This is a genomic window from Thermoplasmata archaeon, from assembly GCA_035632695.1.
Taxonomy (GTDB): Archaea; Thermoplasmatota; Thermoplasmata; order RBG-16-68-12; family RBG-16-68-12; genus RBG-16-68-12.
In genome coordinates, this window is record DASQGG010000060.1 from 1 (window position 1) to 24,717 (window position 24,717).

Genomic DNA, 24,717 nt, shown 5'->3' on the forward strand with positions numbered 1-24,717 from the left:
CCCGATCCGCTTGCTCACGGTGTCGATCGCGTGCTCGATTTCCTTCGGGTGCGCGAACCGCTCGGCGGCCTGGTAGAGCGCGACCGGGTACGCGGGCGCGAGGTCTAGGTTGTGGGCCTCCTTGTCGATCTCGTTCGGGTCGATGCGCATCGTGAGGACCAGGGGCGCGTCCATGAGCCCGCCGCGCTTGTCCGGGAGGAAGGAGCGGGAGAAGTTGATCAGGCTGTCCAGGAGCAGGATCAGGGAGTCTTCGTCTCCGTCGCAGTTCCGGCGGCGCGCGGCGATCATGTAGGGATGGGCGAAGCACGCCTGAGCCTTCGTGAACCCGACGATCCGGGCGAGGACGCCGGCGCTCGTGTGCGGGGCGAGCGTGACCACGAGCTGGCCTAGAAGGTCCTCGACCGTCGCCGCGTTGTAGAACCGCGGTAGGCCGTAGTACTTCTCGAGGAGCTCGTCGATGAACGCGGCGACGCGAAGCAAGTACTCGCCGCACGAGTCCGCGATCAGGATGTCCTGGGTGCGCAGCTCGAGCACCTGGTCCTCCCGTTCGAGCGGTTGCCCGTGGATGTCCCGCTCGTAGCCGAGCCGGCGAGCGAGCTCGACGCGGATTCCGGCCTCCGCGGGCATGAAGTGTGTGAGGGGCAGGTTCGTCATGTCGTAGCGCGTCGTCCCGTCCTTGAACACGAAGATTTCGTGCTTCGCGCGGAGGATCCCTTTCTCCAGGGGCTCCGGCGTCTTAGTCTTCGAGATCATGCCCATGACGGCCTTGATCTCCGGGGCCTTGGGCTCACCGAGGCGCTCGAGGGCCATGCGAAGCACCTCGGGAAGCGGAATCTTCTGCCGGGCGGGCAGCCCCCGAGGGACCGTGTGGCCACCGCACGAACATCCGGGGAGGAACCAGCGCTTGCCGCAGCGCTCGCAGACCCGCAGCCCGACCTCGACCTCGATGGCGTCCTTCCCGATCGCTTCGGAAACGAGGCGCTGGGCGCCGCCGTCGTGGCCGATCGGGAAGAGGGAGTGCGGCGCGGGTTGCATCTTCCGGGGCGCGGCCTTCTCGGGGCGGGCCATGCGCGCGCCGATCCGCGTAGGGCCCCGGGCCTTCACGGGGAACCCGGCCAACGCGGACACGTACGCGAGCGGTTCCGTGACCGCCGTCTCCTCGGAGAGGACGCACGCGTCTCCGCTCCGGCGGATCCCTAGGCAGGCCAGGAACGCCTCCGTGTGCCGCTCGAGCACGACCCGGTCCCCCTGGAGTTGGAAGGGCGCACCCAGCCGGACGAGGAGCTCGCGGATGTCCTCGTCCGGGGGCAGGCTCAGCCGGTCCCCGGACCACGCCGCATGCGCCGCGACGAACGTGCGCAGCTGGCGGAGTTCCTCGACCGTCAGGTCGTGCCAGAACAGGTTGTGCCGGGGATGCAGCGGGATGCCGAGGCGACGCGACCAATCGAGGGCCTGCGCCGCCTCCGCGACCCGCCAGCCCTCGGGCAACGAGAGGACCTTCTCCTGCAGCAACTGACCGTACCACTCCAGGGAGAACGCCCCGGGCATCAGAACGTGGTTGTTCTCCAGGAACTCGCCGAACGGGACGAGGATCTCCCCGAGGTCCGCGATCACGCGGACGTCCGGGGCGAGTCGCTTCGCCGTGGCGGCGTCGTTCACCTCGACGAAGTCTCCCGACTTCAACACGACGAGCGGGCCTTCGATCGCATCGCAGGCCGTGATCGCGCCCGCTTTGCCCGGCCGCTCCGTCTTGACCTGGGTGCCGATGGCGATGAAGTCGTCGAGGATGTGCATCGTGGCCGGGTGCATCGCGAGGGCGGCGAGGCCCGTGGCCCGCGTACGCCCGTACCGGAGCCGGAGGCCGCCCGCGCGGCTTGGGTGGCAGAGCACGGGTCGGCCCGCGACAATGTTCTGGATGAACTTCTCGCTGGGCTCCACGCCGATATCATCCTTCGTCTCCTCGGGATGGGTCGCTTTCCCGGTCAGGTACGCATCGATGAACTCCCATCCGTCGATCTTGAGCTTCTTCACGTGCTTCTGGATCTTCGGCGCTTTGAGACACATCCCGTCTGCGATCACGAGGCATGCGCCGCCCCGGATCCGGTTCGTCTCGATCCGCGGGAGGTCCCGGTAGCCGCTGATCTCCGCCTCTTCGGTCCCTTCGCCGTTCAGGCCCACGGGACAGTTCGAGACGATGAGGGTGATCTCCTCGTCCGTGGGCGTGTACTGGAGGTGCTGGGCCTGCTTGTAGAGCGGGATCTCCTCCTTAAAGCGCTCGACCTCCTCGCGCGTCGGCTGGTATTTCCCGAGGGCGAGTTCCCGCCGCACGACGTCCGCGATGAGGACGCTCAGGGCCTGCCCGGTCCCGCCCGCGGAACGGATCGGGCCGGCGTAGAAGAGGTCCACGTAGCTCGAGCCGTCCCGGTTCTTCTTCACCTTGACGCCCGCGAGGCCTTCGAGGGGGGCCACCAGGATGCCTTCCGTGAGAATGGCGAGTCCCACGCGGACCGCGCGATCGACGGCCTTCTCCTTGCTCGGGGCGGGCCGCCGGGCCATCTCCTTGGCCACGAGGATCGCGAGCTCCTCCCGGTCGTGGTGCTTCGCGAGCTCCCGGATGCGCTGCGCCACGCCCTCCACGTCGTACTCGTGGAGGAGCCGCTCCACGCGGGACGCGAGGTCGTCCGTGAGGGGGATCTCCACATCGAGCTCGGGGTCGAAGCCCTTGGCCCGTGCGGCGCGCGCCACCCGGTAGCTCGATTCGACGCCGTCCTGCAACTTCTGGAAGTAGGACCTCACGTCCTCAGACGCGATGGGGGAACTCATCTCATCCCTGCGAGAAGGAGAAGCGGGCCGCCGTATCCCCGGGTCGGGTATATCTCCTTTGCACGTGGACTGCGCGTGCGGTTCGACGTTCGCCGAGGGGAGCGCGCTCAAGGTTTATTTTTCACCGCCGCGTGCTCCGGCCCGGTGCTCGAGGTTCACGACGCGAAGGCGTTCCATGCACAGGTCCTCGAGTCCAAGGAGCCGACGGTCGTTTTGTTCTGGGCCACTTGGTGTCCCTTCTGCCGTCGGTACAAACCCGAGTTCGACAAGATCGCCGCGAAGTGGCCGTGGCGCTTCGCGAGCGTCTACCTGGACGACGAATCGAACCCGCTCTGGGACGACTACGAGGTCGATGTGGTCCCCACGCTTGCCTTCTTCCGGGCCGGCGACCTCGTGGATCGGCAGGACGGCGTCCTGGGGTACGGGATCGACCGCAAGGCCACGGACGCCTTCGTCCAGCGCGTCGCCTCGAAGGTCTCCTGACCCCTGTCTCTCAGGTCCGATTCTCAGGTCGGCACGCTTTTAATGCCCCTGCCTCGATGGAAACGTCGTGCGCAAAATCACGAGCGGAATCTATGGACTCAACCCGCTCATGGACGGCGGCGTGAATGAGAATTCCACGACCGTCGTCGTCGGCCGCTCCGGCGCCGGGAAGACCACGCTGGCCACGCAGTTCATCCGCCGAGGCCTCCAGGACGGCCAGGAAGGCGTCTTCGTGTCCCTGGACGAGAACAAGGAGCAGATCATCCGCGAGGCCGTCGAGATGGGCTGGTCGGACATCCTCGACTACCTGGACGAGGAGCTCCTCGTCTTCATCGACGCCTCGGGCCGGGAATTTTCGAACTTCATCCGGAAGGAGCTTCCCGCGTTCGTGTCGGACTGGAAGGGGAGCAACGCGCGGATTGCAATCGACCCGCTCACCCCGGTCCTCTGGGCCACGAAGGATCTCTACGAGCAGCGGGACCTGATTGGCTTCATGCTCAAGCAGACCCGCAAGGTGGGCACGGTGCTCTGCACCCTGGAGGAGCACGGGGCCACGGACCTCACGGGCCCGGAGACCGTGATCCCGATGTACCTCGCGGACTGCGTGATTCACCTGCGCTTCGACCGCGCCCCGGGGAAGCACACCCGGGAGCTCCAGATCATCAAGTGCCGCAACAGCCGCCACGACGCGGACCCCCACCCGTACGAGATCGTGCGCGGGCTCGGGATCGTCCTGCAGGGGATTGACGCGCACCGCCCCGTCACCGCGAAGGCCCCGTCCCAGCTCCGCCAACTCCTGATGACGCGCAACCTCCCCAAGGAGGTGCGGGAACGGCTCGAGAAGTCCCTGGACGGACTTACGGACGAGGATTTCCGCACGCTGAAGCCCGAGCAGGTCCTCGACCTGATTCTCCAGGAGTACCAGGCGGTCGAGTGACATGGGTCGGGGGTTGGGACGGGCCCTCCAGAGCGTGCTGGCCCAGGAGGGACCCGGCGAGGACCTCGAGGTCGAGGGGCCGAGCCTCGCGAACGCGCGTCGCCGCCAGCTCTTCCGGTACCTCTGCCTACGGCCCTGCGCGCGGGTCGGGGAGATCGGCCGCGTGCTCGGGATGTCCCACGCCACCGTGCGCTGGCACGAGCGCGACCTTCTGGAGAGCGGCTACATCGAATCCGACGGGACGCGGGCGTTCCCTCGCGGGCTCATCGATCCCGTGGACGCCGCCCTGTTCGGGTTGCTCGCGGCCCCGGGTCGCTCGGCCGTTCTCCTGGCCTGCTACGGCGAGCCGGGCATCTCCCTCCTCGAACTTGCCACGGCCGTGGGCCTGTCGCGGCAGAGCGCGAGCAAGATCACGTCCGAGCTCAGCGACCTGGGGCTCGTGACCCTGGTGGAGGACGGGCGCTTCCGTCGGCACTATCCCACGGACCTCCTCGGCCACAAGCGGACGGCGAATCGCCCGCGCGCCAAGGCGTTCGCGGAGGCCTTCCTGCGTCGCCTGGCGGACGAGCGCCTCTCCCCGGAGCTCCTCCGGTCCGAGGACTCCGGACTCGTCGTCCGTTTCGGATCGACGACCCAGCGGATCGTCCTCGACGTTCCCCTGGACCCCTACGTGACCGCGTGGAAGTCCGAGCGTTGAGCGAGACATGGTAACGGATTGGATATTCACGCTGATACGCACGATATAACCCCCTTTATCCGGGACGCACAACGGCCTTCCCGAATATGGACGAGAGCTACCTCGAGTGGCTACGAGTTCTCCCCGGTTTCTCCGCGGAGAAGGCTCGGCGGGTCGCGGACCTCTTCCCGACCTTCGAGCATCTCCGCGCGGCCACCCCCCAGGAGCTCGCGTCCGTGGAGGGCCTCACGCCCCACGATCTCGAGGCCCTCCACCGTCTGGTTCACGATTCCCGCGGACGGGACGAGGACGGCCATCTCTTCCTGTGCCCGGAATGCGGATCCTTCGCAGGGCCCGCGTCCACGGAGTGCCCCTTCTGCGGCGTCTCCTTCGGGGAGGCGAGCGAGGAGGCGTCCGTCCACGAGATTGACCGCTTCCTGAAGGACGAGCAGGCCCCGCCGCGCCTCTGCGCGGACTGCGGCGCGGTCATGGCGGGCGACGCCCGCCGCTGCGAGGTCTGCGGCCGTGAGTACACGCGCCTCCAGGCGGCCATCCTCCCCGGGCTCTCCGTCCCTCCCGAGGACCCCACCCGCTTCTGTCCCCAGTGCGGGGCCTACCAGGAGGACGTCGCGCTTGAGTGCACGATCTGCGGCCACAACCGCAACCGGACCCCCGAGGTCGCCGCGAACGGCCACAACGGGAAGGGTCTCGCGGAAGGCTTCCTGAGCCGCTGGCAGCGCGTCGCGGAGGCGGCCCCACGGACCGAGATGGACCGTCTGAACGACGAGCTCGAGGAGTACGAGAAGCTCCTGGAGGCGGACCCCAGCTTGGAGAAGGTCTGGGCGAAGCGCGGGCGCGTCCTCGCCAAGGTGGGCCGCGCGGTCGATGCGGCGGAGAGCCTGGCCAAGGCCGCGGAACTCGACCCCGCCAAGGACGAGGAGTACCGCCTCGAGGTTCTGGACATCCTGAAGTCGAAGGGCGACCTCTCCCTCCTCCCGACCCGGTGGGGCCAGGTCCGAGCCGCCGCCGCCCCGTCCGCGGAGGGCGAGCGCCTGCTGGACGCCCTACGCCACTACGACGCCCTCCTGGAGCACGATCCCGAGCTCGTGGTCGCGTGGCGCACGAAGGGCGAAATCCTCGAGCGGATCGGCCGCGTCGAGGAGGCCCGCGCCTGCTTCGAGCGGGCCGATGCCCTCGAGCGGCGCGAGGACGAGTTGCTCAAGGCGCAGGTCGTGGGCCTCCGGGCCCCGGGCCTCGTTTCGTCCTCGGCTTCCCTGACGGGTCGCACGAACGGCCTGTCCACGGGTCACGTGAACGGGCGCACGAACGGCCGCGTGAATGGGCTCGCGGAAGGCCGCGTGAACGGGCTGACGAACGGCGCGGTGAACGGCGTCGGGACGGGCCGCGGTGCGACGAACGGCCTCGGAGGGTTCACGAACGGCCGGACGAACGGTCTCGTGAACGGCAACGGGTTCACGAACGGCCGCCGCGGCCGCTTCGGGCCCGGGCGCATCCCGCCCCAGCCGCACTGGGCGCGCTCTCTGGTCGGCATCGCGGCCGTCGTCGCCCTCATGGTCCTCGTCCCGATCCTCGCGAGCGTCCTCTCGCCCGCCCCGGGAGCCTACGCGCCCATCGCCATCGACCACAACTTCAGCGAGTGGGCGCGGTTCACGGCGTACGTGAACACACCCCCTCCGAACGTGTACAACCCGGACATCAACATCCTCGAGGTCAAGGTGGCGACGGACGTCTCGAACCTGTACGTGTACGCGAAGGTCCAAGGGCTCTTCTTCCAGGCGCCGTGGACGAACGGGACGGAGAGCCTCCTCGTCTTCGTGGACACGGACCGGAACCCCAACACGGGCTATCCGATCGGCGGCATGGGCGCGGACATCCTCGCGATCGTCACAGGGTGGGACGGCCAGATCCAGAGCACGGGCCTCTACCTGTTCAATGAGACGGGCATCGCCCAATCGAACGACTTCAAGCACTTCCTGTCCGTGGGCAGCGTCGACGCGGCCTTCCAGGGGAACGAGGCCGAGCTCCGCATCCCGCTCGGCACGGACCCGGCGTCGGCCCGCGTCCTCGTGTACGGCGCGGACAACCAAGGATACCGGGACGGGATGGCCGGCCTGATTCAGCCGGGCCAGCCGACCGTCGTGGTGGGCCAGAAGACCGTGGCCCCCGGGATCATCACCAACACAACGGCGACGATCCAGGCGGTGAACCTGTTCTCCCTGGGCGGATCGCCCACCCTGACCGCGCTGAACGTGAGCCGCCGCGGATCCTCCATGGATTCCGTCACACTCACCGTCTACCGCGACACGGGGAACGGCACGTTCGGGCCCCAGGACCCGTTCCTCGGATCGGCGGTCCTGGCCGGGGCCCGGACCCGGGTGCCGGTCAACGTGACCTTGTCCGCGCCCACCACCCTCTGGATCCGGGCCACGTGGGCCAACATGACCGCGGGGCGGACCTTCGGGCTCCTGGTCACCGGGATCTCGGGGAACGGCACGGCCAGCCTGCGACCCGCGGACACCACGCTCGACTACCAGGTCGCCGCGCCGAGCTCGCCGACCGTGGATGGCGCGTTCGCAGACTGGGCCGGGCGCCCGTACGGTCAGAACCCCGCGGGCGCCGTGGTGAATCCGTCGGGCAACCTGATCTACGATGCGAACATCGACCTCCTCGCCACGGCGGTGGACGTGCGTGCGAACTTCACGGGGTACCTGCAGGTCAGCGGCGTCATGCTGGGGGGCCAGGACGTCCCCATGAACATCGTCCGCCCGGGTCCGTACACGCCGCCCACGAACACCACGCCGCCGCCGGGTCCCTACGTCCCCCAGACCGGGGTCGACGTGATGTATGCGTACATCGATGCGGACAACTCCTCGGCCACGGGGATCCGGTACCGCGTGGGGAACCTCACGTACGGCTTCGACTACGCGGTCTCCGTCGTGGGCCGGAACGGGCAGGTGAACTCGAGCGCCCTCTATGCGCCCTCCGCGAACGGGACGTGGCAGTACGTGGGTCCGGCCCAGGCCGCGTTGGACGCTCACCGCTTGGAGCTCGCCGTGAACGCAAGCCAGCTGAACCTCCGCGCGGGGTACCGCGTCGTCTATGTCGCTTCGGACTGGCAGCAGCAGTACGACGTGGCCGTGCCCGACAAGAACGTGGCCACGTTCACCCTGGGCGCGTTCGCCAAGCCGCCTAAGAACGGCCCCGTGGTCTCCGTAGCCAAGACGGTGAGCGCGACTTCCGCGGTCCCCGGTCAGTCTCTGACCTACCTGATCTACTTCAACAACACGGGCCAGGGCAACGCCAAGTGGGTGTGGATCAACGACACGCTCCCGAACACGGTGACGTACGTGTCCGCGAGCACCGCCCCGAGTATCGTGTTCGGGTCGATGTACGGATGGCTGTTCCGGAACGTGGCTCCGGGCAGTCACAACACCCTGCAGGTCAACGTGCAGGTCAACGGAAACGGCACGGATGGCAGCGTGACGACGAACACCGCGAGCCTGGTCTACACGGACGTCCACGGAGACTTCGCGGGCAGCGGGGCGTCGGCGGTCGGCTTCGCATACCACCGTCCTGCGGTCACGATCGTGAAGACGGTCTCCCCCGCGCAGGCCGTCCCGGGGCAGTACCTCACGTACACGATCTACTACAACAACACCGGGTCGGTTCCCGCCGGGACCGTGTCCGTCGTGGACACCCTCCCGAGCGGCCTCGTGAACATCACGACGAATCCGCCGGCCACCGCAGTCCGCGGCCGCACGTACTACTGGAACTTCACAAACGTCGCGCCAGGCCCGCACTCGCTCACGATCCTCGCCCAAGTCTCCCCCACGTTCACTGGGAGCCAGATCGTGAACTGGGGATTCCTCAACTACACCTCGACGGCCGGATACACCCTGGCCGCCAGCAAGTCTTCCGCGGTGGTCGCGATTCCAGAACTGAGCGACTTCGCGTTCGTGATCGCCGTACCGTTCTTGATCGTGGGCCTCCGGCGCCGCGCTCGCGCCAGGGCCAGGCGAACCTCGGCTTCCCCTCCCGACGCAGCCGAATCGTTCTGACATGGCCTGCGTGGAATCACACGCATCGCGCGGCATGGAGGGCCGGCGTAGTCGCAGGGCGGCTCGGGGCCGCAAGAAAGGGTGAGTGGCTGACAGCGTCCCAAGGACCGGCGGCCGTTAGAACGGCACGCTTCGTCGTCCACCACAAGGATGGACGGCTAACGTACCTAGGTCGCCGGCCCAAGCCCCGGTCAGGCCGGGGCGGGCTTCCCACGGGCTCGCGCACCGTAGTACCGCAGGGAACGTGGGCGGGCTTAACTTCCGGGTTCGGGATGGGACCGGGTGTATCCCCGCCGCTTTGGCCGTCAAACCACTGCTTGCTACGCCCACAGTGCACGCGCTATTTCAGGATTTTGGTCTAGGGATGGGGCAGGACCGCGGTCAGGAAGCCGAGCATCAGGTTGCCGACGACGCATGCGAGCACGAAGCCGATCAGGAGGGGGACCATGAACGGCACCTTCGGCTGGACCCAGACCCGGTCCGCGCCGGCGGCCTTGAGCTTCGCGACCTCCTCGGCCTCGTCCTTCGACCGCGAGGGGAAGAGGACCGCCACGCGCTCGCCGCGGCGATCCACGCGCTCCATGAGCCAGACATGGGGCGGGAGTCCGTCGAGGGACGCCTTGGTCCCGAACAGGGCCTGCGGGAACTCGAACTCGCCGCGGACTGCGTTCACGATCAGGTAGGCCACCGGCACGGCGAGGAACAGAATCGCGGCGTTGAGGAGGACGACCAGGGAGAAGGGGAACACGGTCCGCATGGCGCCGGCGACGTTCGAGGGCATCGCAAGCGCCGGGAACGGCGAGAGGTCGGGGTAGTAGGGCAGCAGGAGGGTCAGGGCCATCATGGCCTTCGTGTCCGCGCCCCCCCGGAGGAGGCCGAGCTGGAAGAATCCCTGGTAGACGATCATGAGGATCGGGACCGAGGCGAACTCCGAGAGCGGGAGGCCCCGGACGCCAAACCGAAGCAAGATGGAATCGACCGGGTTGGGGAGGAGGACCGCTGCGAAAAAGCTGATCGCGGCGACCGCCAGGAGTAGGAGGCGTACGGGGCGGACGTGAACCCCATCCTCGTCGAGAAGGGGGTTTCCGAAGAAGACCGCATAGAAGAGGATGGCCGCGGAACCGAAGAGGAGCCAGTCGTTCACGGACCCTGCGGACGTCAGGATGTCCAGGGCGAGCACCGCGAGCCCCGCGGTCCCCATGGCGATCCAAATGGGATCGCACACGCGTCGCGTGCGGACGTCGAGGACCGCGGCGACGACGAGGAAGCCGGCGCCGACGAGGACGCGCGCGACCGCGAAGCCGTCCACAGGCGCGCATCGGGCCCTCCTTATTTCAAGGGTTCGACCTCGTTGACCGCGGCGCGCATCCAGTTCTGATTTCACGGAGCAACGGCGACACGTTTGAATAGCCGCCCACCCTCGAACGGTTCACCCCCCGGAGGCATCCCATGCGGAACGGCGGCACGCAATCCCTTTCGGCGGGATCCGGGCCCGGGAGGGTCGCCGCGCCCGCGAGGCGAACCGGCATCCTGCGGCGCATCCGCAACGCCTTCTACTTGCCGCGGAACGCGTGGATTCTGACCGCCACCTCGACGGTGTGGTCCGTCGGCGGCTCCATGAGTTCCCCCTTTCAGTCCCTGTACTTCTACAACCTCGGCGCCTCCGTCGTGTTCATCGGCTATCTGGCGGCTCTGTCCTCCGCGATCATCGCCGCGGTCGAACTCATCGGCGGCTACGTGGGGGACGCGTGGGGACGGAAGCGGGCGATCATCCTCTTCAGCTTCGTCGGCGTCGCGAACGGGTTCATCTACTCGTTCATCCCGAGCGCGGGCTGGCTCTACCTCCCCGTCGTCGTCGGCTCCGTCGCCGGGATCTACGGGCCCCTGTTCAGCGCGGCCCTCACGGAGTCCATGGAGCCGGCCCTTCGGCCTCGCGGAATCGCCTCATACTCCGTGATCAACACCCTGCCTTCCCTGTTCGCTCCCTACGTGGGTGGCCTTCTCGCGGGGCGACTCGGGAACGTGGAGGGCCTTCGGATCGCATTCTTCCTGAGCGGCGCGTTCGGGGTTCTGGGGATCACGTGGCGTGCGCTGACGCTCAAGGAGACCCATACCCCCCAGGCTCCCGTGACCTTCTTCCGGTTCTGGCGATCCGTGATTCGGGAGAGCCGCGCCGCATATCAAGCGGCCGGGGGCGACGTGCACCGCCTCCTGCACTACGCGATTCTCAGCGCGTTCGGGGTCGGACTCACGGCCTCCTTCTCGATCTTGTATTTCGTCCAGTCGCTGGGCGTCCCCCCGGACGAGTACGGTGCCCTCGTCGGAGCCACCTCCCTGGTGATCCTCCTCCTGCTATTCCCAGCCGCGAGCTTGGCGGAGCGCGTGGGGCTCAAGAAGGCCGTCGTGCTGGCCTCCCTCTCCGTCCCGTTGAACCAGTACTTCTTCACCCTCGCGAAGGACGTCGACGAGCTCGTCGCGTGGTCCGTGGTCAGCGGCACGGGGACCGCGTTCCTCGGCCCGCCCCTCACGTCCCTCCAGGCGGGCATCGTGCCGAGGATGATCCGCGGACGGATCATGGCCATCTTCAGCGCGCTGCCCCTCCTCGCTTCGATTCCGGCGCAGATCCTCGGCGGGTACCTCTATGCGGTCACGCCCGTCCTCCCCTTCCTCGCCGCCGTCCCCGCGTTCGTCCTCTCCTTCGTCGTGCTCCTTCGAATCCACGAGCCCCAGCGACTCGAACGCTAAGCCACCCGAGCGGGTCCCCGTAGGGGGCGACGGCGGGAGCCGGCGCGGAGCCCGTCGTGCCGACACGGAATCAGTCACAAATGCCTAAATACACCTTGGAGGGATGCTGACGTCGCTCGGCGTAAACCCGGGCGCCGTTCCCGGTCGGACGAACATGAGCGAGCCGCGTCGGATGAAGGTCAAGATCTGCTTGGTCGGCGAGCACGCCGTCGGCAAGACCTCGTTGATCAAGCGGTACGTTCTGAATGAGTACGACGACCGATACATCGTCACGTTGGGCGCCAAGGTGTCCAAGAAGGAGATGACCCTTGCCCCGAAGGGCGCGGAGGCCATCCAGATGGACATGACGATTTGGGACATCATGGGATCCAAGGGCTTCCGGGAGCTGCTGCGGGAAGCGTACTTCCACGGCGCCCAGGGGATCCTCGCCGTGGCGGACATCACCCGGTACGATACCTTGGAGGACCTGGACTCCTGGGTGGAGTCCGTGTTCCGGACGGTCGGCGAGATCCCCGTGGTCTTCACGGTGAACAAGATGGACCTCAAGGACCAGGCCGCGTTCGGTGAGGAGCAGGTCAAACAGGCCACGGAGGCCTTCGACGCCCCGTACTTCTACTCGTCCGCGAAGACGGGCGAGAACGTCGAGGCCGTGTTCCGCAGCCTGGGCGAGACCATCGCGAAGTCGGGCACCTCCTCGGACGCCTGAGCCTCCGGATAGCCTCAAGTAGCCACCCCAACTTCTCCGACCGTGTCCTCGCCGACGGGCGGCAGCGGCGCCGTACGGGTTCGGGTCACCCGAGATCTCACCCTGGTCGACATGACCATGGCCGCGGTCGGGGCCATGGTCGGGGCCGCGGTGTTCCTTCTCCTCGGCGCGACGTTCCGGACCGCGGCCGCGTGGTCCTTCGCGAGCGTCGCGCTCGCGGCCGTGCTCGCCCTGCTGGGCGGCATGGCCTATGCGGAACTCGCCTCGGGACGGCCGGGAGCGTCCGGGGGCGCCTACGCCTGGGTACGGTCCGCGCTCCCGGCGCCCAGCGGCTTCCTCAGTGGCTGGCTCTCCTGGGGCGGGGCCATGGCCGTCGCCTCCATGAGTGCCCTGGGACTCGGCCTCTTCCTGCTGCAACTCGTTGCCCCAGCAAGCGCCTACTTCGCGGCGAACCTCGGTGCGGCGCCGCTCGTGGGCGCGGCGGCGCTGACGATCGCGGCCGCGAGCCACCTGGCGCGGGTTCACGTCTCCGCGCGGTCCCTGAGCCGCGCGACGATCGTGAAGGTCGCGTTGATCGGGCTCCTGCTCGCCGTCGGCCTCGCGGCGTGGCTTCCCGGGAGCACTCCGGGCGTCGCCTCGGTCGATGGCTCATCGCCGGACATCCTGGGAGTCGTCCTCGGTGCGGGCGTGTTCTTCATCGCGTTCCAAGGGTTCGAGACGGTCGCCCAGCTCTCGGATCATGCGAAGGCGCCGGAGCGCACCGTGCCGCGTGCCATCTTCCTGGCTGTGGGGCTCTCCCTCGCCGTGTACCTCCTGTTCTTCCTGGTGGTCCTCGGGAATGCCCCGTCGAGGTATCTCGCGGGATGGCCCGACTGCGCGGCATGCCACGGCGCGTCGGAGGACCTGTTCCTCGCGGCGATCAGCCACTTCTCCCTGGGCCAGCCGTGGATCCGCGCGGCCTTCCTCGTCGTCGGCATTGTCTCCATGTACGCCGCGTTGAGCGCGAGCATCACGTCGGCGGTCCGTACGTCGTTCAGCCTGGCCCGCGATGGACTGCTCCCCGCTGCCATCGCGAAGATCGGGCCTCGGGAGGTGCCCCCGCTCGCCCTGGGTCTCACCGCGCTGGGCTCCGGCATCCTCCTCATCTTCAACATCGAGACCCTCGCGATCCTCGCGGGCCTTTCCTTCCTCGGGCTTTTCGCCTTCGTCCATGCCGCCGTCATCGCCCTGCGTCGCAAGGAACGCCGGAGCCATCCCGGATTCCGGATGCCCCTCGTCCCGGCGTTGCCCATCGTGGCGGTCGCGGGGAACCTCGCCGTCGGGGCGTTGCTGGTGAACTATCCCGCCACCGGGGGATCCTTAGTGCCATTGCCCACGGGGACCGTGGCCACGTACGTCGGTGGCGCTTGGATGGCCCTCGGGCTGGTCTACTACTTCGCGTCGGGCGGTCGGCGGCGCCTCCGGAGTCCTCCGGCACCCTCCCACTCCGACGTGACCACGGTCCTGACCACCACGGAGGACCGCGTGGAGCTCGAGCGGTACCGCGTCTTCCTGCCGCTCCGGGAGTTCGGGGACACGGAGCTCGTGGCGTTCGGGGCCCGAGTGGCCCGCGCCAGGAAGGGGGAGCTGAGCCTGCTCAACGTGGTCGAAATCCCCCGCAACCTCCCTCCGAAGGCGATCCGGTTCCGCTACGTCGACGATCGGATCCGCGGGCTCCAGCATCTGGCAAGGATCGGCACCGGGCTCGAGGTGGACACGCGGCCCGTGGTCAAGATCGGCTACAAGGTGTACGAGACCATCCTGGACACGATCCGGGAGGAGGCCGTGAACCTCCTGGTCATGGGCTGGCGCGGGGAACGCCCCGAGGGGGACCGGCGTATCCTGGGGAGCAACATCGACTACTTGATCGAGAACGCGCCCTGCGACGTCGTCGTCTTCAAGACCAAGGGGATGCAGCACCCGCTAAAGCGGATCGTGGTCCTCACCTCCCCGATCTGGAGCCTTGCGGGCGTGGGGGACCTCGCCCTGATCCTCGCCCAGGAAGATCGCGCCACGATCGACGTGGTCAGCTTGGCCGGCGAGCCCTCCGACGCGGACCGGATCAAGGCGGAGGCCAGGCCGTTCCTGGACGAGTGCCACCGCCTGGGGGTCCCCGTGGACCACCGCATCCTGTACACCCACGCGTGGGAGCCCGTCGCGATCCAGGAGTCCACCGGAGCGTCCCTCCTGGCGATTCAAGCTTCCTCCCCCAGCGGGCTTCGTCGCTTCCCGTTGAGCCCGGTGGAGGACCGGATCGTCAAGCTTGCGACGTGTCCCGTGCTCATCCTCCGCCCGGCGACGGCGGCGAGCGGGAGCTAAGGGCCAGCCTGCATCCCCCACGACGACGGTCCCGCGGTTTTATTAGAAGGGGAAGATTGCCGTCCGCATGGCCTTTGGCGAACCCGAACGATCCCCGCCCCCCTTTCCGCGATTCGCGATGCGATGGAGGCTCGCCTTCGCCGTGGCCATCGTGTTGATGGTCGCGGGCCTCGCGTTATCCTACCAGTCGCAACAGGCCACCTCGATCATCCTCGCGACGACCACGAGCACCCGGGACACGGGTCTCCTGGACTACCTGGACCCACTCTTCGCCGCGGACACGGGGATCCAGGTGCAGTACGTCGCGGTCGGGACGGGACAGGCCCTCGACATGGCCGCGCGCGGAGACGCGGACGTCGCCATGGTCCACGCGCCCTCCCTGGAACTCCCCTTCATGGCCCACGGCAACGGACTCTGCCGAAGCGCGGTCATGTACAACCGGTTCATGATCGTAGGCCCCGCCTCGGACCCCGCCGGGATCTCCGGGCTCACGAACGCCACGACCGCGTTCCGGAAGATCTGGCAGACGAACTCCACGTTCATCTCCCGCGGCGACAATTCGGGCACGAACGTGAAGGAGCTCGCCATCTGGGCGCGCGTCGGCTACACGCCGACCGCCGCGGACGACTCGTGGTACCTGGACACGGGCCAGGGGATGGCGGCAACGCTCACGGTCGCCTCGGAGAAGTCCGCGTACACGCTCACGGACGACGGGACCTTCTACGCGCTCCAGGGCTCGTTGAAACTCCAGATCCTCGTGGCGGGCGATCCGTTCCTCTTCAACCAGTACCACATCATCGTGGTGAGTCCGTCCCTGCACCCCAACGTCAAGGTGAACCCCGCCCTGGAGTACGCGCATTGGCTCGTGTCCCCCCGCGGCCAGGCCCTGATCGGGGCGTACGAGATCGGGGGACATCGTCTCTTCACGCCGGACTACAACCCGGCCGACAGCGGGGTGTGCTGACGGACTGGAACGCGTTGGCGCAGATCGTCGTCCTGAGCCTGCTCGTCGCGGGGACGTCCACCCTGATCGGGAGCGTGCTCGGCATCCCCTTGGGCGCGCTCATCGCCCTCAAGAAGTTCCGGGGGCGCAACTTCGTGCGGACGCTCGCCTTCACGTTCTACGGCTTCCCTCCCGTGCTCGCGGGGCTCCTCGTCTACCTCCTCCTGTCCCGCTCAGGCCCGCTGGGCTTCCTCGGGTGGCTCTTCACGCCCATCGGGATGGTCCTGGCGCAGGCGGTCCTCGTGGCGCCCATCGTGACGGGCGTCACGATCTCCGCGGTTCAGGTCGTCGAGAAGCGACTCCATGAGACCGCCCTCACCCTCGGTGCGGACGAGCGCCAGTGGCGGTCCACCGCAATCCATGAAGCCCGGCTCGGGGTGCTCACGGCGGTCATGGTCGGCTTCGGGCGCGCGATCTCGGAGGTCGGCGCCGTGCTGATCGTCGGCGGCAACATCGCAGGACAGACGCGCGTGCTGACCACGGCGATCGTCCTGGATACCTCGGAGGCGAACTACTTCGAGGCGACCGTCCTCGGAATCATCCTATTCGTCCTGGCGTTCGCGGTCTTCGCGGCCCTCCAGCGGCTCGAGTCGGAGGGCATCGTGTGACCGTCCCGCTCGCCCTTTCGGGCATCCGCAAAGCGTTCGGAGGGAAGACGGTCCTCCGCGGCCTGGACGTGGCCATCGAGGCGGGCGAGATCTTTGGGGTCCTGGGGCCTAGCGGCGCGGGCAAGACGACCGTCCTCCGCCTCCTTGATCTCCTGGAGACTCCGGACGCGGGTGACGTCCTGTTCGAGGGCCGCGCCCTGCGTCCCGGGACGCGGGAGGCGCTTGCCCAGCGCCGGCGCATGTGCCTCATCGCGCAGAACCCCACCGTGTTCCGGGCGACGGTCTTCGAGAATGTGGCGTACGGGCTCTGGCTGCGGGGCGTCCCCGAGGAGGACATCCGCGGTCGAGTGTTCGCGGCCTTGGACTTCGTCGGGCTCTTGGACCGCTCGGGCGAGCTCGCGGGCCGGCTCAGCGGCGGGGAACAGCAGCGCGTCGCATTCGCGAGGGCGACCGTCCTCCGACCCGAGGTCCTCCTCCTCGACGAGTTCACGTCGAACCTGGATCCGGCGAACGTCCGCCTGCTCGAGTCGGCGACCCGGAGATACCGCGCGGAAACGGGCTGCACGGTCGTCATCGTGACGCACAACCTGTTCCAGGCCAAGCGCCTCGCGGAGCGCGTCGGGCTGCTCCTGGACGGTGCGTTCGTCGAGGTAGGCCCCACCCACGCGGTGTTCGAGAATCCGTCCCGTCGCGAAACGCAGGCCTTCCTGAGCGGCGAGATGGCCTACTGAGGATCACACGAGTGTGACGTCGATCGCCTCGACGCTGCCGACCCCAGGGATCGCGGCCATCGCGTGCTCGAGTCGCTCCGCCGCTCCCGAGGCGTCGTCGACCACGGCGAGGGTGAGGATGGCTCGGAGCCCGAACGCTACGTCTTTCACCTGCATCCCTTTCATGGCAGGCCCCAGCGTCTTGCGGATCCCCTCGCGGATGGCGTCGATGTCCGTGGACACGTCCTCAGGCATGACCCGATAGGTGATCGCGACGGATCCCATGGAACCCCTCACGGCCCGATGAAGCTGCACGTGGGGCAGTGGTACGCCACGGACTGGTCGCGGCAGCGTGTGCATCGGCCGATCTTGGCTTGGCCGCAGCTCGGGCAGGGGAACGTCGTCGTGCCTTTCCCGAGCAGCACCGCGCCGCAGGAGGTGCAGCGGCTCTCCTCAGGGCTCACGTCGCCTCGGAACGGACGGGGTCTATAAAACGTTGTGGTGCTGCACTTCTCATGGCTATTTCCATTCCAGACGTCCGATAATAATCGGCAGGTGCCGCGGGACGGCCGGGCGGGCCGCGATCGTGGCCCCCTGCCCGTCTCTTCCGCGCCGTAAAGTTTAACTACACCTGCGGTTTTGGCAACGGTCCGCATGTCGCCGCCGCCAGCCCGAGGGCCCGTAGCTCAGCTAGGTAGGATGGCGATCCCACCGTCCCTAGAAAGAGCATCCGGCTTTTAACCGCTTTTCGTCAAGGAAAGCGGAGAGAGACCGGGTGGTCCGGGGTTCGAACGGGCCCTGCGGCCCGCGCCGGGTCCCCGAAAATCCCCGCGGGCCCGTAGGGCTCCCGGGCGCGTGACATGCCAGGTCGAATGAGGTCGCCCAGGGAGGAACCCCGTTGAGGTTCAATGTGCTGGAGCACCAGCTGGTACCAGAGCACCGCCTCGTGCCGGAGGACCAGGCGGAAGCCGTTTTGCAGAGCCTCCGGATCACGAAGGACCAGCTCCCCAAGATCCACCGGAGCGATCCCGTGATCCAGGTCCTCGAGCGCATCGAGGGCCCCATCGAGGAGGGGCGGATCATCAAGGTCACCCGCGTGAGCGGGACCGCCGGAGTGTCCGAAGCCTATCGTTTGGTCATCGGGAGGTAGAGCATGAGAGAACTCATTGACGCGTTCTTCCGAGAGCGCTCCATCGTGAACCACCACATCGCATCGTTCGACGACTTTCTCCCGACGATCGACAACCCCAACTCGAGGATGCAGCGGATCGTGGACAACCTGCGGTCCTCCCCGGAGGACGACCGCCGCGGCATCATCAAGCTCGACGAGGATCGCACCGAGGGCGACGTGATCGAGATCCGGATCGGCCGCAAGCGGGACGAGCGCGGACGGATCGACCTCGAGGCGAAGCCGACGATCACCCTGGGCCTGCCCGTGGTCAAGGAGGCCAACGGGGCGACGCACCCCCTGACCCCCATGGAGGCGCGCCTGCGGAACTTGAACTACACGGCGCCCATCTACCTGGACTTCACGGTCATCGAGAACGGGATCGAGCGGGAGCCGGAGCGCGTCCACATCGGAAACCTGCCGATCATGGTCAAGTCGAAACGCTGCCTCCTCTACAAGGAGAACATGGAGACCGAGGGGGAGCTCACGCTCGACGAATACAAGCGGAAACTGATCGAGTCCGGCGAGGATCCGTACGATCCCGGCGGGTACTTCATCATCGGCGGCACGGAGCGCGCGCTGATCTCCCTCGAAGACCTCGCTCCGAACCGAGTCCTCGTGGAGTTCAACGAGCGGTACGGCCGCAAGGTCGAGGTCGCCAAGGTCTTCTCCCAGAAGGAAGGGTACCGCGCCCTCACGCTCATGGAGAAGCGGAAGGACGGGCAGCTCATCGTGTCCGTCCCGACGGCCTCGGGCCAGATTCCATTGATCATCCTGATGAAGGCCTTGGGCATGGAGAAGGACGAGGAGATCTACAACGCGATCGTCTCCGCGCCCGAGATGGCCAACATCGTGTACGCGAACATCGAGGAGTGCCAGAACAAGAAGAACTACCCGCCCAACGGGATCTTCACGAAGGATGACGCGATCAGCTACCTCGAGAAGAAGTTCGCTACGGGCCAGGCCAAGGAGTACCGGATCAAGAAGGTCGAGTCCATCTTGGACCGCAGCCTCCTCCCGCACCTGGGCGACACCCGGGAGGACCGGATCAAGAAGGCGATCTTCCTGGGCCGCGTCGCGCGCACGATCCTCGAGCTCTCCCTGGGCAAGCGGCGGGAGGACGACAAGGACCACTACGCGAACAAGCGGCTCAAGCTGGCGGGAGATCTCATGGAGGACCTCTTCCGCGTCGCCTTCGCGAACGTGATCAAGGACCTGAAGTACCAGCTCGAGAGGTCCTATGCGAGACACCGCGAGCTCAAGATCTCCTCGGCCATCCGGCCGGATCTTCTCACCCAGCGCCTGTTGCATGCCTTGGCCACGGGGAACTGGGTCGGCGGCCGCGCCGGCGTGAGCCAGCTGCTGGACCGCACGTCGAACATGTCCGCCCTCAGCCACCTGCGCCGCGTGACGTCGCCGCTCACCCGATCCCAGCCCCACTTCGAGGCGCGGGACCTGCACCCGACCCAGTGGGGGCGGCTCTGCCCGAACGAGACGCCGGAAGGGCAGAATTGCGGCCTCGTGAAGAACTGCGCCCTCGTGATCGACGTGTCCGAGGGCTTCCCCGAAGACGAGGTCAAGCTCCTGCTCTCCGACCTGGGGACGAAGCAGGTCAAGGGCCAGCAGACCCAGCTCACCCGCGTCTACGTGAACGGAGACCTCGTAGGCCTGCACGAGGACCCCAAGATGCTCGTCGCGGAGATCCGCGAGCGGAGACGCTCAGGTCTCCTGAGCCACGAGGTCAACGTGCGGTTCGACGAGAACATGGGCGAGATCATCCTGAACTGCGACGAGGGCCGCATCCGGCGCCCCCTGCTCGTGGTCAAGGACGGCCACCTGGTCCTGTCGCGCAAGCACATCGAGGACCTCAAGCTCGGCCGCCTGCGGTTCTCGGACCTCGTGCGGAACGGCGTCGTCGAGTGGGTCGACGCGGAGGAGGAGGAGGACACGTTCATCGCGGTCTACCCGTACGACGTCCCGGCGCGGTGCAAGGAGTGCAAGCACCCCCTGAGCCGGAACGACGTGACCTGGGTCGACATGGGGGCCCGCGACGAGGACGCCGAGCTCGAGTGCAAGTTCTGCCACAAGACCTTCCACGTGAAGAGCCTGATCATCAAGGAGACCACGCACCTCGAGGTCGACCCGATGATTATCCTGGGCGTGGCCTCGGGGGTCATCCCGTATCCGGAGCACAACGCCTCGCCGCGCGTGACCATGGGTTCGGGCATGGCGAAGCAATCGCTCGGCCTAGGCCAGAGCAACTACCGCCTGCGACCCGATACCCGGAGCCATCTGCTCCACTATCCCCAGAAGCCCCTCGTCCAGACGGACTCCATGAAGTACGTCTCCTTCAACGAGCGGCCCGCGGGTCAGAACTTCGTCGTCGCGGTCCTGTCGTACCATGGGTACAACATGGAAGACGCGATCGTGATGAACAAGGCCTCCATCGACCGCGGCCTCGGGCGATCGTCCTTCATGCGCACGTACCGCGCGGAGGAGCGCCGCTATCCCGGCGGCCAGGAGGACCACTTCGAGATCCCCTCGCCGGACGTCCGCGGTGCCCGAGCCGACCTGTCCTACGCGAACCTGACGCCGGACGACGGCCTAATCTCGCCCGAGGTCAAGGTCACCGGGGGCGAGGTCCTCATCGGCAAGACGAGCCCGCCGCGCTTCCTCGAGGAGGAGACGGACTTCCTGACGCCGCAGAAGCGCCGCGAGACCTCGGTCACCGTCCGCCACGGTGAGGAGGGTTGGGTCGATTCCGTCATGCTCACGGAGTCCGAGAACGGCTCCAAGCTCGCCAAGGTCAAGGTCCGCGACCTGCGCGTCCCCGAGCTCGGGGACAAGTTTGCGTCGCGGCACGGGCAGAAGGGCGTCATCGGCCTCATCGCGGAGCAGGTGGACATGCCCTTCACCGCGAACGGGATCATCCCGGACCTCGTGATCAACCCCCACGCCATCCCGTCCCGGATGACGGTCGCCCACGTCTTGGAGCAGATCGGCGGCAAGGTAGGGTCCATGGAGGGTCGCGAGATCGATGGGACGCCCTTCAGCGGCGAGCGCGAGGAGGCGCTCCGCAAGGGCCTCGAGGAGAACGGCTTCCGCTCGAACGGGAAGGAGATCCTCTACGACGGCATGACGGGCCAGATGATTCCCGCGGAGATCTTCATCGGCGTGATCTACTACCAGAAGCTGCACCACATGGTCTCGGGGAAGCTCCACGTCCGGAGCCGCGGCCCCGTGCAGATCCTCACGCGCCAGCCCACGGAAGGCCGGTCCCGCCAGGGCGGCCTGCGGTTCGGCGAGATGGAACGCGACTGCCTGATCGGCCACGGCGCGGCCATGGTGATCAAGGACCGCCTCCTGGACGAGTCCGACGGGACGATCCAGTACGTCTGCGGCAACCCGGAGTGCGGGCACTTCGCGATCAAGGACCGCAAGGGGAACCTCCGCTGCCCCGTGTGCGAGAACACGTCCAAGATCTACCCCGTGCAGACGTCCTACGCGTTCAAGCTCCTGCTCGACGAGCTCCTCTCGTTGGGGGTCGTCATGCGGCTGCAACTGGAGGACATGCGATGATGGCCATGCGAGGCGTCACAAAGCGGATCCACGCGATCAAGTTCGCGCTGCTCAGCCCGGACGAGATCCGGCGGATGTCGGCGACCAAGATCATCACCGCGGACACGTACGACGACGACGGCTTCCCGATCGACATGGGCCTCATGGACTCCCACCTGGGCGTCATCGAGCCCGGCCTGCGCTGCAAGACCTGCGGCGGCAAGGTGGACGACTGCCCGGGCCATTTCGGCCACATCGATCTCGCGATGCCCGTGATCCACGTCGGGTACGTGAAGGACATCAAGAAGCTCCTCCAGGCGACGTGCCGGCGGTGCGGGCGACTCCTGCTCACGCGCCAGCAGGCCATGGAGTACATGGCGGAGATGGAGCAGGTCGAGGACCTCGGCGGGGACGTGACCGACGTCGGCATGGTGTCCAAGGAGACCGCCCGGGAGGCGACCAAGCGACAGCGCTGCCCCCACTGCGGCGAGGACCAGGGGAAGATCACCCTGGACAAGCCGACGACCTTCCGCGAGGACGGCCACAAGCTCACGCCCAAGGAAGTCCGGGAGCGCCTCGAGCGCATCCCGAACGAGGACCTCCGAGTGCTCGGGATGAACCCCGAGGTCGCACGGCCCGAGTGGATGGTACTGACCGCGCTGCTCGTGCCGCCGGTGACCGTCCGTCCCTCGATCACGCTGGAATCCGGCGACCGCTCGGAGGACGACCTGACCCACAAGCTCGTCGACGTGCTCCGGATCAACCAGCGGCTCCGGGAGAACCGGGATGCGGGAGCCCCGCAGCTCATCGTCGAGGACCTCTGGGAGCTGCTCCAGTACCACGTGACCACGTACTTCGACAACCAGACCGCGGGCATCCCGCCCGCGCGGCACCGGTCCGGCCGGCCGCTCAAGACCCTCGTCCAGCGGCTCAAGGGCAAGGAGGGCCGTTTCCGCTCGAACCTGTCCGGGAAGCGGGTGAACTTCAGCGCGCGGACGGTCATCTCCCCGGACCCCATCCTCTCGATCAACGAGGTCGGCGTCCCCGTGGAAGCGGCGCGCGAGCTCACGGTCCCCGTGCACGTCCAGGCCTACAACGTGGAGATCGTGAAGGACTGGGTCAAGCGCGGTCCGACGCCGCTCGGCCCGTTGCAGGAGTATCTCGCGGGCGTGAACTACGTGATTCGGCCGGACGGCCGGCGCATCCGCGTCACGGACAAGAACGCGGAGGTCGTGGCCGAGGCCGTCGAGATCGGGTACGTGATCGAGCGGCAGCTCGTGGACGGGGACATCGTCCTGTTCAACCGGCAGCCCTCCCTGCACCGGATGTCCATGATGGCCCACGAGGTCCGCGTGATGCCGCACAAGACGTTCCGCTTCAACCTCGCGGTCTGCCCGCCGTACAACGCGGACTTCGACGGGGACGAGATGAATCTGCACGTCCTCCAGAGCGAGGAGGCCCGCGCCGAGGCTCGCGTCCTCATGCGCGTCCAGGAGCACATCCTCTCGCCGCGGTTCGGCGGCCCCGTGATCGGCGGCATCCACGACCACATCACGGGCGGGTTCCTCCTGACCCACAAGGACTCCAAGTTCACCCGTGAGGAGACCGTCTTCATCCTGAGCAAGATCAACCTCCACGAGCTCCCCGAGCCCGAGATCAAGAAGGGCGGCGAGGAGTTCTGGACGGGCAAGCAACTCTTCTCCATGGTCCTGCCCAAGGACCTGAGCATGACGTTCAAGTCGTCCATCGCTCCGAAGGGAGACATCGGCTTGCGGGAGCTCCGCGACGAGGATTCCCTGGTGATCATCAAGGACGGGAAGAACGTCTCCGGGACTATTGACGAGAACGCGATCGGCGCGTTCAAGGGGAAGATCGTGGACAAGCTCGCCCGGGACTACGGCCCCGACGTCGCCCGGGAGTTCCTCGACAAGGCGACGAAGATGGCGATCGGGGCGATCATGGTCCGCGGCTTCACGACAGGCATCGACGACGAGGACATCCCCGAGGAAGCGAAGAAGGACATCTCGGACGGCCTGAAGGCGGCCACGGACAAGGTCGAGAAGCTCGTCGAGTCCTACCGCCAGGGCGAGCTCGAGCAGATGCCGGGCCGGTCCCTCGAGGAGACCCTCGAGGTCGAGGCGATGAAGATCCTGGGCCGCGCGCGTGACCAGGCCGGGCAGATCGCGGGCAAGTACCTCGGGATGGAGAACAGCGCGGTGATCATGGCGCGGTCGGGCGCCCGCGGGTCCATGCTCAACCTGTCCCAGATGGCGGGCTGCATTGGACAGCAGGCGGTCCGGGGCGAGCGCCTGAGCCGCGGCTACTGGAACCGCACCCTCCCTCACTTCAAGAAGGGCGACCTCGGCGCGGAGGCCAAGGGCTTCGTCAAGGCGTCCTACAAGTCGGGCCTCCATCCCACGGAGTACTTCTTCCACGCGATGGGCGGCCGCGAAGGTCTCGTGGACACCGCGGTGCGGACGTCCCGTTCGGGCTACATGCAGCGCCGGCTGATCAACGCCCTCGAGGACCTCAAGGTCAAGGAGGACGGCACGGTCCGGAACACGGCGGACACAATCATCCAGTTCCGGTTCGGTGAGGATGGGGTCGATCCGAGTCGCAGCGTCCAGGGCCGAGCCGTCGACATCGATGACATCCTCCAGGAGGTTCTCGGCGAAGAGCCGTCCTGGAAGGAACGCCTCCGCGAACAGGAGATGGCCTCCTACGGTCTCACGGAGAAGGACATGTACGTCGAGATCTCCGAGGAGGAAGTCGAAGTCGAGGAGGAAGAACCTCCGTCGGAGGAGTGAGCATGGCGCGCGCGACGACGATCCAGGCCCTACGGAACCGCGGGCTGTCGAAGAAG

At 67.4% G+C, this 24,717-nt stretch carries 17 protein-coding genes, 1 tRNA gene and 1 rRNA gene; 14 read left to right on the plus strand and 5 right to left on the minus strand.

The features are described 5' to 3' along the window. Positions 1-2,796: DNA polymerase II large subunit (polC, locus tag VEY12_04770; protein ID HYM39445.1), on the minus strand; the 2,796-nt coding region annotated here is incomplete at its 3' end. Positions 2,797-2,967: 171 nt separating this feature from the next. On the opposite strand from polC, the gene VEY12_04775 reads away from it, so the two are divergent. The 4 genes from VEY12_04775 (at position 2,968) to VEY12_04790 (ending at position 8,998) form a co-directional block, all read left to right on the plus strand. Beyond that, positions 2,968-3,306, plus strand: a complete 339-nt coding sequence (locus VEY12_04775) for a thioredoxin family protein (GenBank protein ID HYM39446.1) — start codon at positions 2,968-2,970, stop codon at positions 3,304-3,306. 67 nt (positions 3,307-3,373) lie between these two features. Then, positions 3,374-4,243, plus strand: coding sequence for an ATPase domain-containing protein (locus VEY12_04780; protein ID HYM39447.1), 870 nt, complete (start codon positions 3,374-3,376; stop codon positions 4,241-4,243). 1 nt (position 4,244) lies between these two features. Then, complete coding sequence (locus tag VEY12_04785; GenBank protein ID HYM39448.1) at positions 4,245-4,940, plus strand: MarR family transcriptional regulator; 696 nt, start codon at positions 4,245-4,247, stop codon at positions 4,938-4,940. Positions 4,941-5,026: 86 nt separating this feature from the next. Further along, entirely contained in the window at positions 5,027-8,998 is a 3,972-nt protein-coding gene (locus tag VEY12_04790) for a hypothetical protein (GenBank protein ID HYM39449.1), read from the plus strand. A 190-nt stretch (positions 8,999-9,188) separates the two neighbouring features. On the opposite strand, the gene rrf is transcribed toward VEY12_04790, so the two are convergent. Further along, positions 9,189-9,308, minus strand: a 5S ribosomal RNA gene (rrf, locus tag VEY12_04795). Positions 9,309-9,356: 48 nt separating this feature from the next. After that, positions 9,357-10,307: an A24 family peptidase C-terminal domain-containing protein gene (locus VEY12_04800; GenBank protein ID HYM39450.1), complete on the minus strand. Its 951-nt coding sequence runs from the start codon at positions 10,305-10,307 to the stop codon at positions 9,357-9,359. Between the two features lie 140 nt (positions 10,308-10,447). Here VEY12_04800 and VEY12_04805 point away from each other — a divergent pair, with 140 nt between their 5' ends. The 6 genes from VEY12_04805 to VEY12_04830 all read left to right on the plus strand — a co-directional run bounded on the left by VEY12_04805 (position 10,448) and on the right by VEY12_04830 (position 17,149). Continuing rightward, positions 10,448-11,743 (plus strand): MFS transporter, encoded by a 1,296-nt coding sequence (locus VEY12_04805; GenBank protein HYM39451.1) that lies wholly within the window; start codon positions 10,448-10,450, stop codon positions 11,741-11,743. A gap of 103 nt (positions 11,744-11,846) precedes the next feature. After that, entirely contained in the window at positions 11,847-12,449 is a 603-nt protein-coding gene (locus tag VEY12_04810) for a Rab family GTPase (protein HYM39452.1), read from the plus strand. A 42-nt stretch (positions 12,450-12,491) separates the two neighbouring features. Next, a complete protein-coding gene (locus tag VEY12_04815) occupies positions 12,492-14,807 on the plus strand; it encodes an amino acid permease (protein ID HYM39453.1) in 2,316 nt (771 codons plus the stop codon). Positions 14,808-14,949: 142 nt separating this feature from the next. Then, positions 14,950-15,771, plus strand: coding sequence for a substrate-binding domain-containing protein (locus VEY12_04820; protein HYM39454.1), 822 nt, complete (start codon positions 14,950-14,952; stop codon positions 15,769-15,771). Then, on the plus strand, positions 15,765-16,418 hold the full coding sequence (locus VEY12_04825; GenBank protein ID HYM39455.1) for an ABC transporter permease: 654 nt from the start codon (positions 15,765-15,767) through the stop codon (positions 16,416-16,418). Before VEY12_04820 ends, VEY12_04825 begins: the two co-directional genes overlap by 7 nt. Next, a complete protein-coding gene (locus VEY12_04830) occupies positions 16,415-17,149 on the plus strand; it encodes a phosphate ABC transporter ATP-binding protein (protein ID HYM39456.1) in 735 nt (244 codons plus the stop codon). The genes VEY12_04825 and VEY12_04830 overlap by 4 nt, the downstream gene beginning before the upstream one ends. 3 nt (positions 17,150-17,152) lie before the next feature. Here the strand turns inward: VEY12_04830 and VEY12_04835 are convergent, their stop codons facing one another. Continuing rightward, entirely contained in the window at positions 17,153-17,413 is a 261-nt protein-coding gene (locus tag VEY12_04835; protein HYM39457.1) for an elongation factor 1-beta, read from the minus strand. Positions 17,414-17,421: 8 nt separating this feature from the next. Further along, entirely contained in the window at positions 17,422-17,592 is a 171-nt protein-coding gene (locus tag VEY12_04840; protein ID HYM39458.1) for a zinc finger domain-containing protein, read from the minus strand. A gap of 211 nt (positions 17,593-17,803) precedes the next feature. On the opposite strand from VEY12_04840, the gene VEY12_04845 reads away from it, so the two are divergent. The 4 genes from VEY12_04845 to VEY12_04860 all read left to right on the plus strand — a co-directional run bounded on the left by VEY12_04845 (position 17,804) and on the right by VEY12_04860 (position 24,661). Beyond that, positions 17,804-17,967, plus strand: a tRNA-Lys gene (locus tag VEY12_04845). A 59-nt stretch (positions 17,968-18,026) separates the two neighbouring features. Next, complete coding sequence (locus VEY12_04850) at positions 18,027-18,278, plus strand: DNA-directed RNA polymerase subunit H (GenBank protein HYM39459.1); 252 nt, start codon at positions 18,027-18,029, stop codon at positions 18,276-18,278. Between the two features lie 3 nt (positions 18,279-18,281). Next, positions 18,282-21,875, plus strand: coding sequence for a DNA-directed RNA polymerase subunit B (locus VEY12_04855; protein HYM39460.1), 3,594 nt, complete (start codon positions 18,282-18,284; stop codon positions 21,873-21,875). 5 nt (positions 21,876-21,880) lie between these two features. Further along, on the plus strand, positions 21,881-24,661 hold the full coding sequence (locus VEY12_04860) for a DNA-directed RNA polymerase subunit A' (GenBank protein ID HYM39461.1): 2,781 nt from the start codon (positions 21,881-21,883) through the stop codon (positions 24,659-24,661). Positions 24,662-24,717: the final 56 nt, after the last annotated feature.

Bases quoted from the DNA above. Each gene is read 5' to 3' on its own strand.
- VEY12_04785 (HYM39448.1), top strand. From the start codon at position 4,245: ATGGGTCGGGGGTTGGGACGGGCCCTCCAGAGCGTGCTGGCCCAGGAG.
- VEY12_04790 (HYM39449.1), top strand. From the start codon at position 5,027: ATGGACGAGAGCTACCTCGAGTGGCTACGAGTTCTCCCCGGTTTCTCC.
- VEY12_04805 (HYM39451.1), top strand. From the start codon at position 10,448: ATGCGGAACGGCGGCACGCAATCCCTTTCGGCGGGATCCGGGCCCGGG.
- VEY12_04810 (HYM39452.1), top strand. From the start codon at position 11,847: ATGCTGACGTCGCTCGGCGTAAACCCGGGCGCCGTTCCCGGTCGGACG.
- VEY12_04835 (HYM39457.1), bottom strand. From the start codon at position 17,413: ATGGGATCCGTCGCGATCACCTATCGGGTCATGCCTGAGGACGTGTCC.
- VEY12_04855 (HYM39460.1), top strand. From the start codon at position 18,282: ATGAGAGAACTCATTGACGCGTTCTTCCGAGAGCGCTCCATCGTGAAC.
- VEY12_04860 (HYM39461.1), top strand. From the start codon at position 21,881: ATGCGAGGCGTCACAAAGCGGATCCACGCGATCAAGTTCGCGCTGCTC.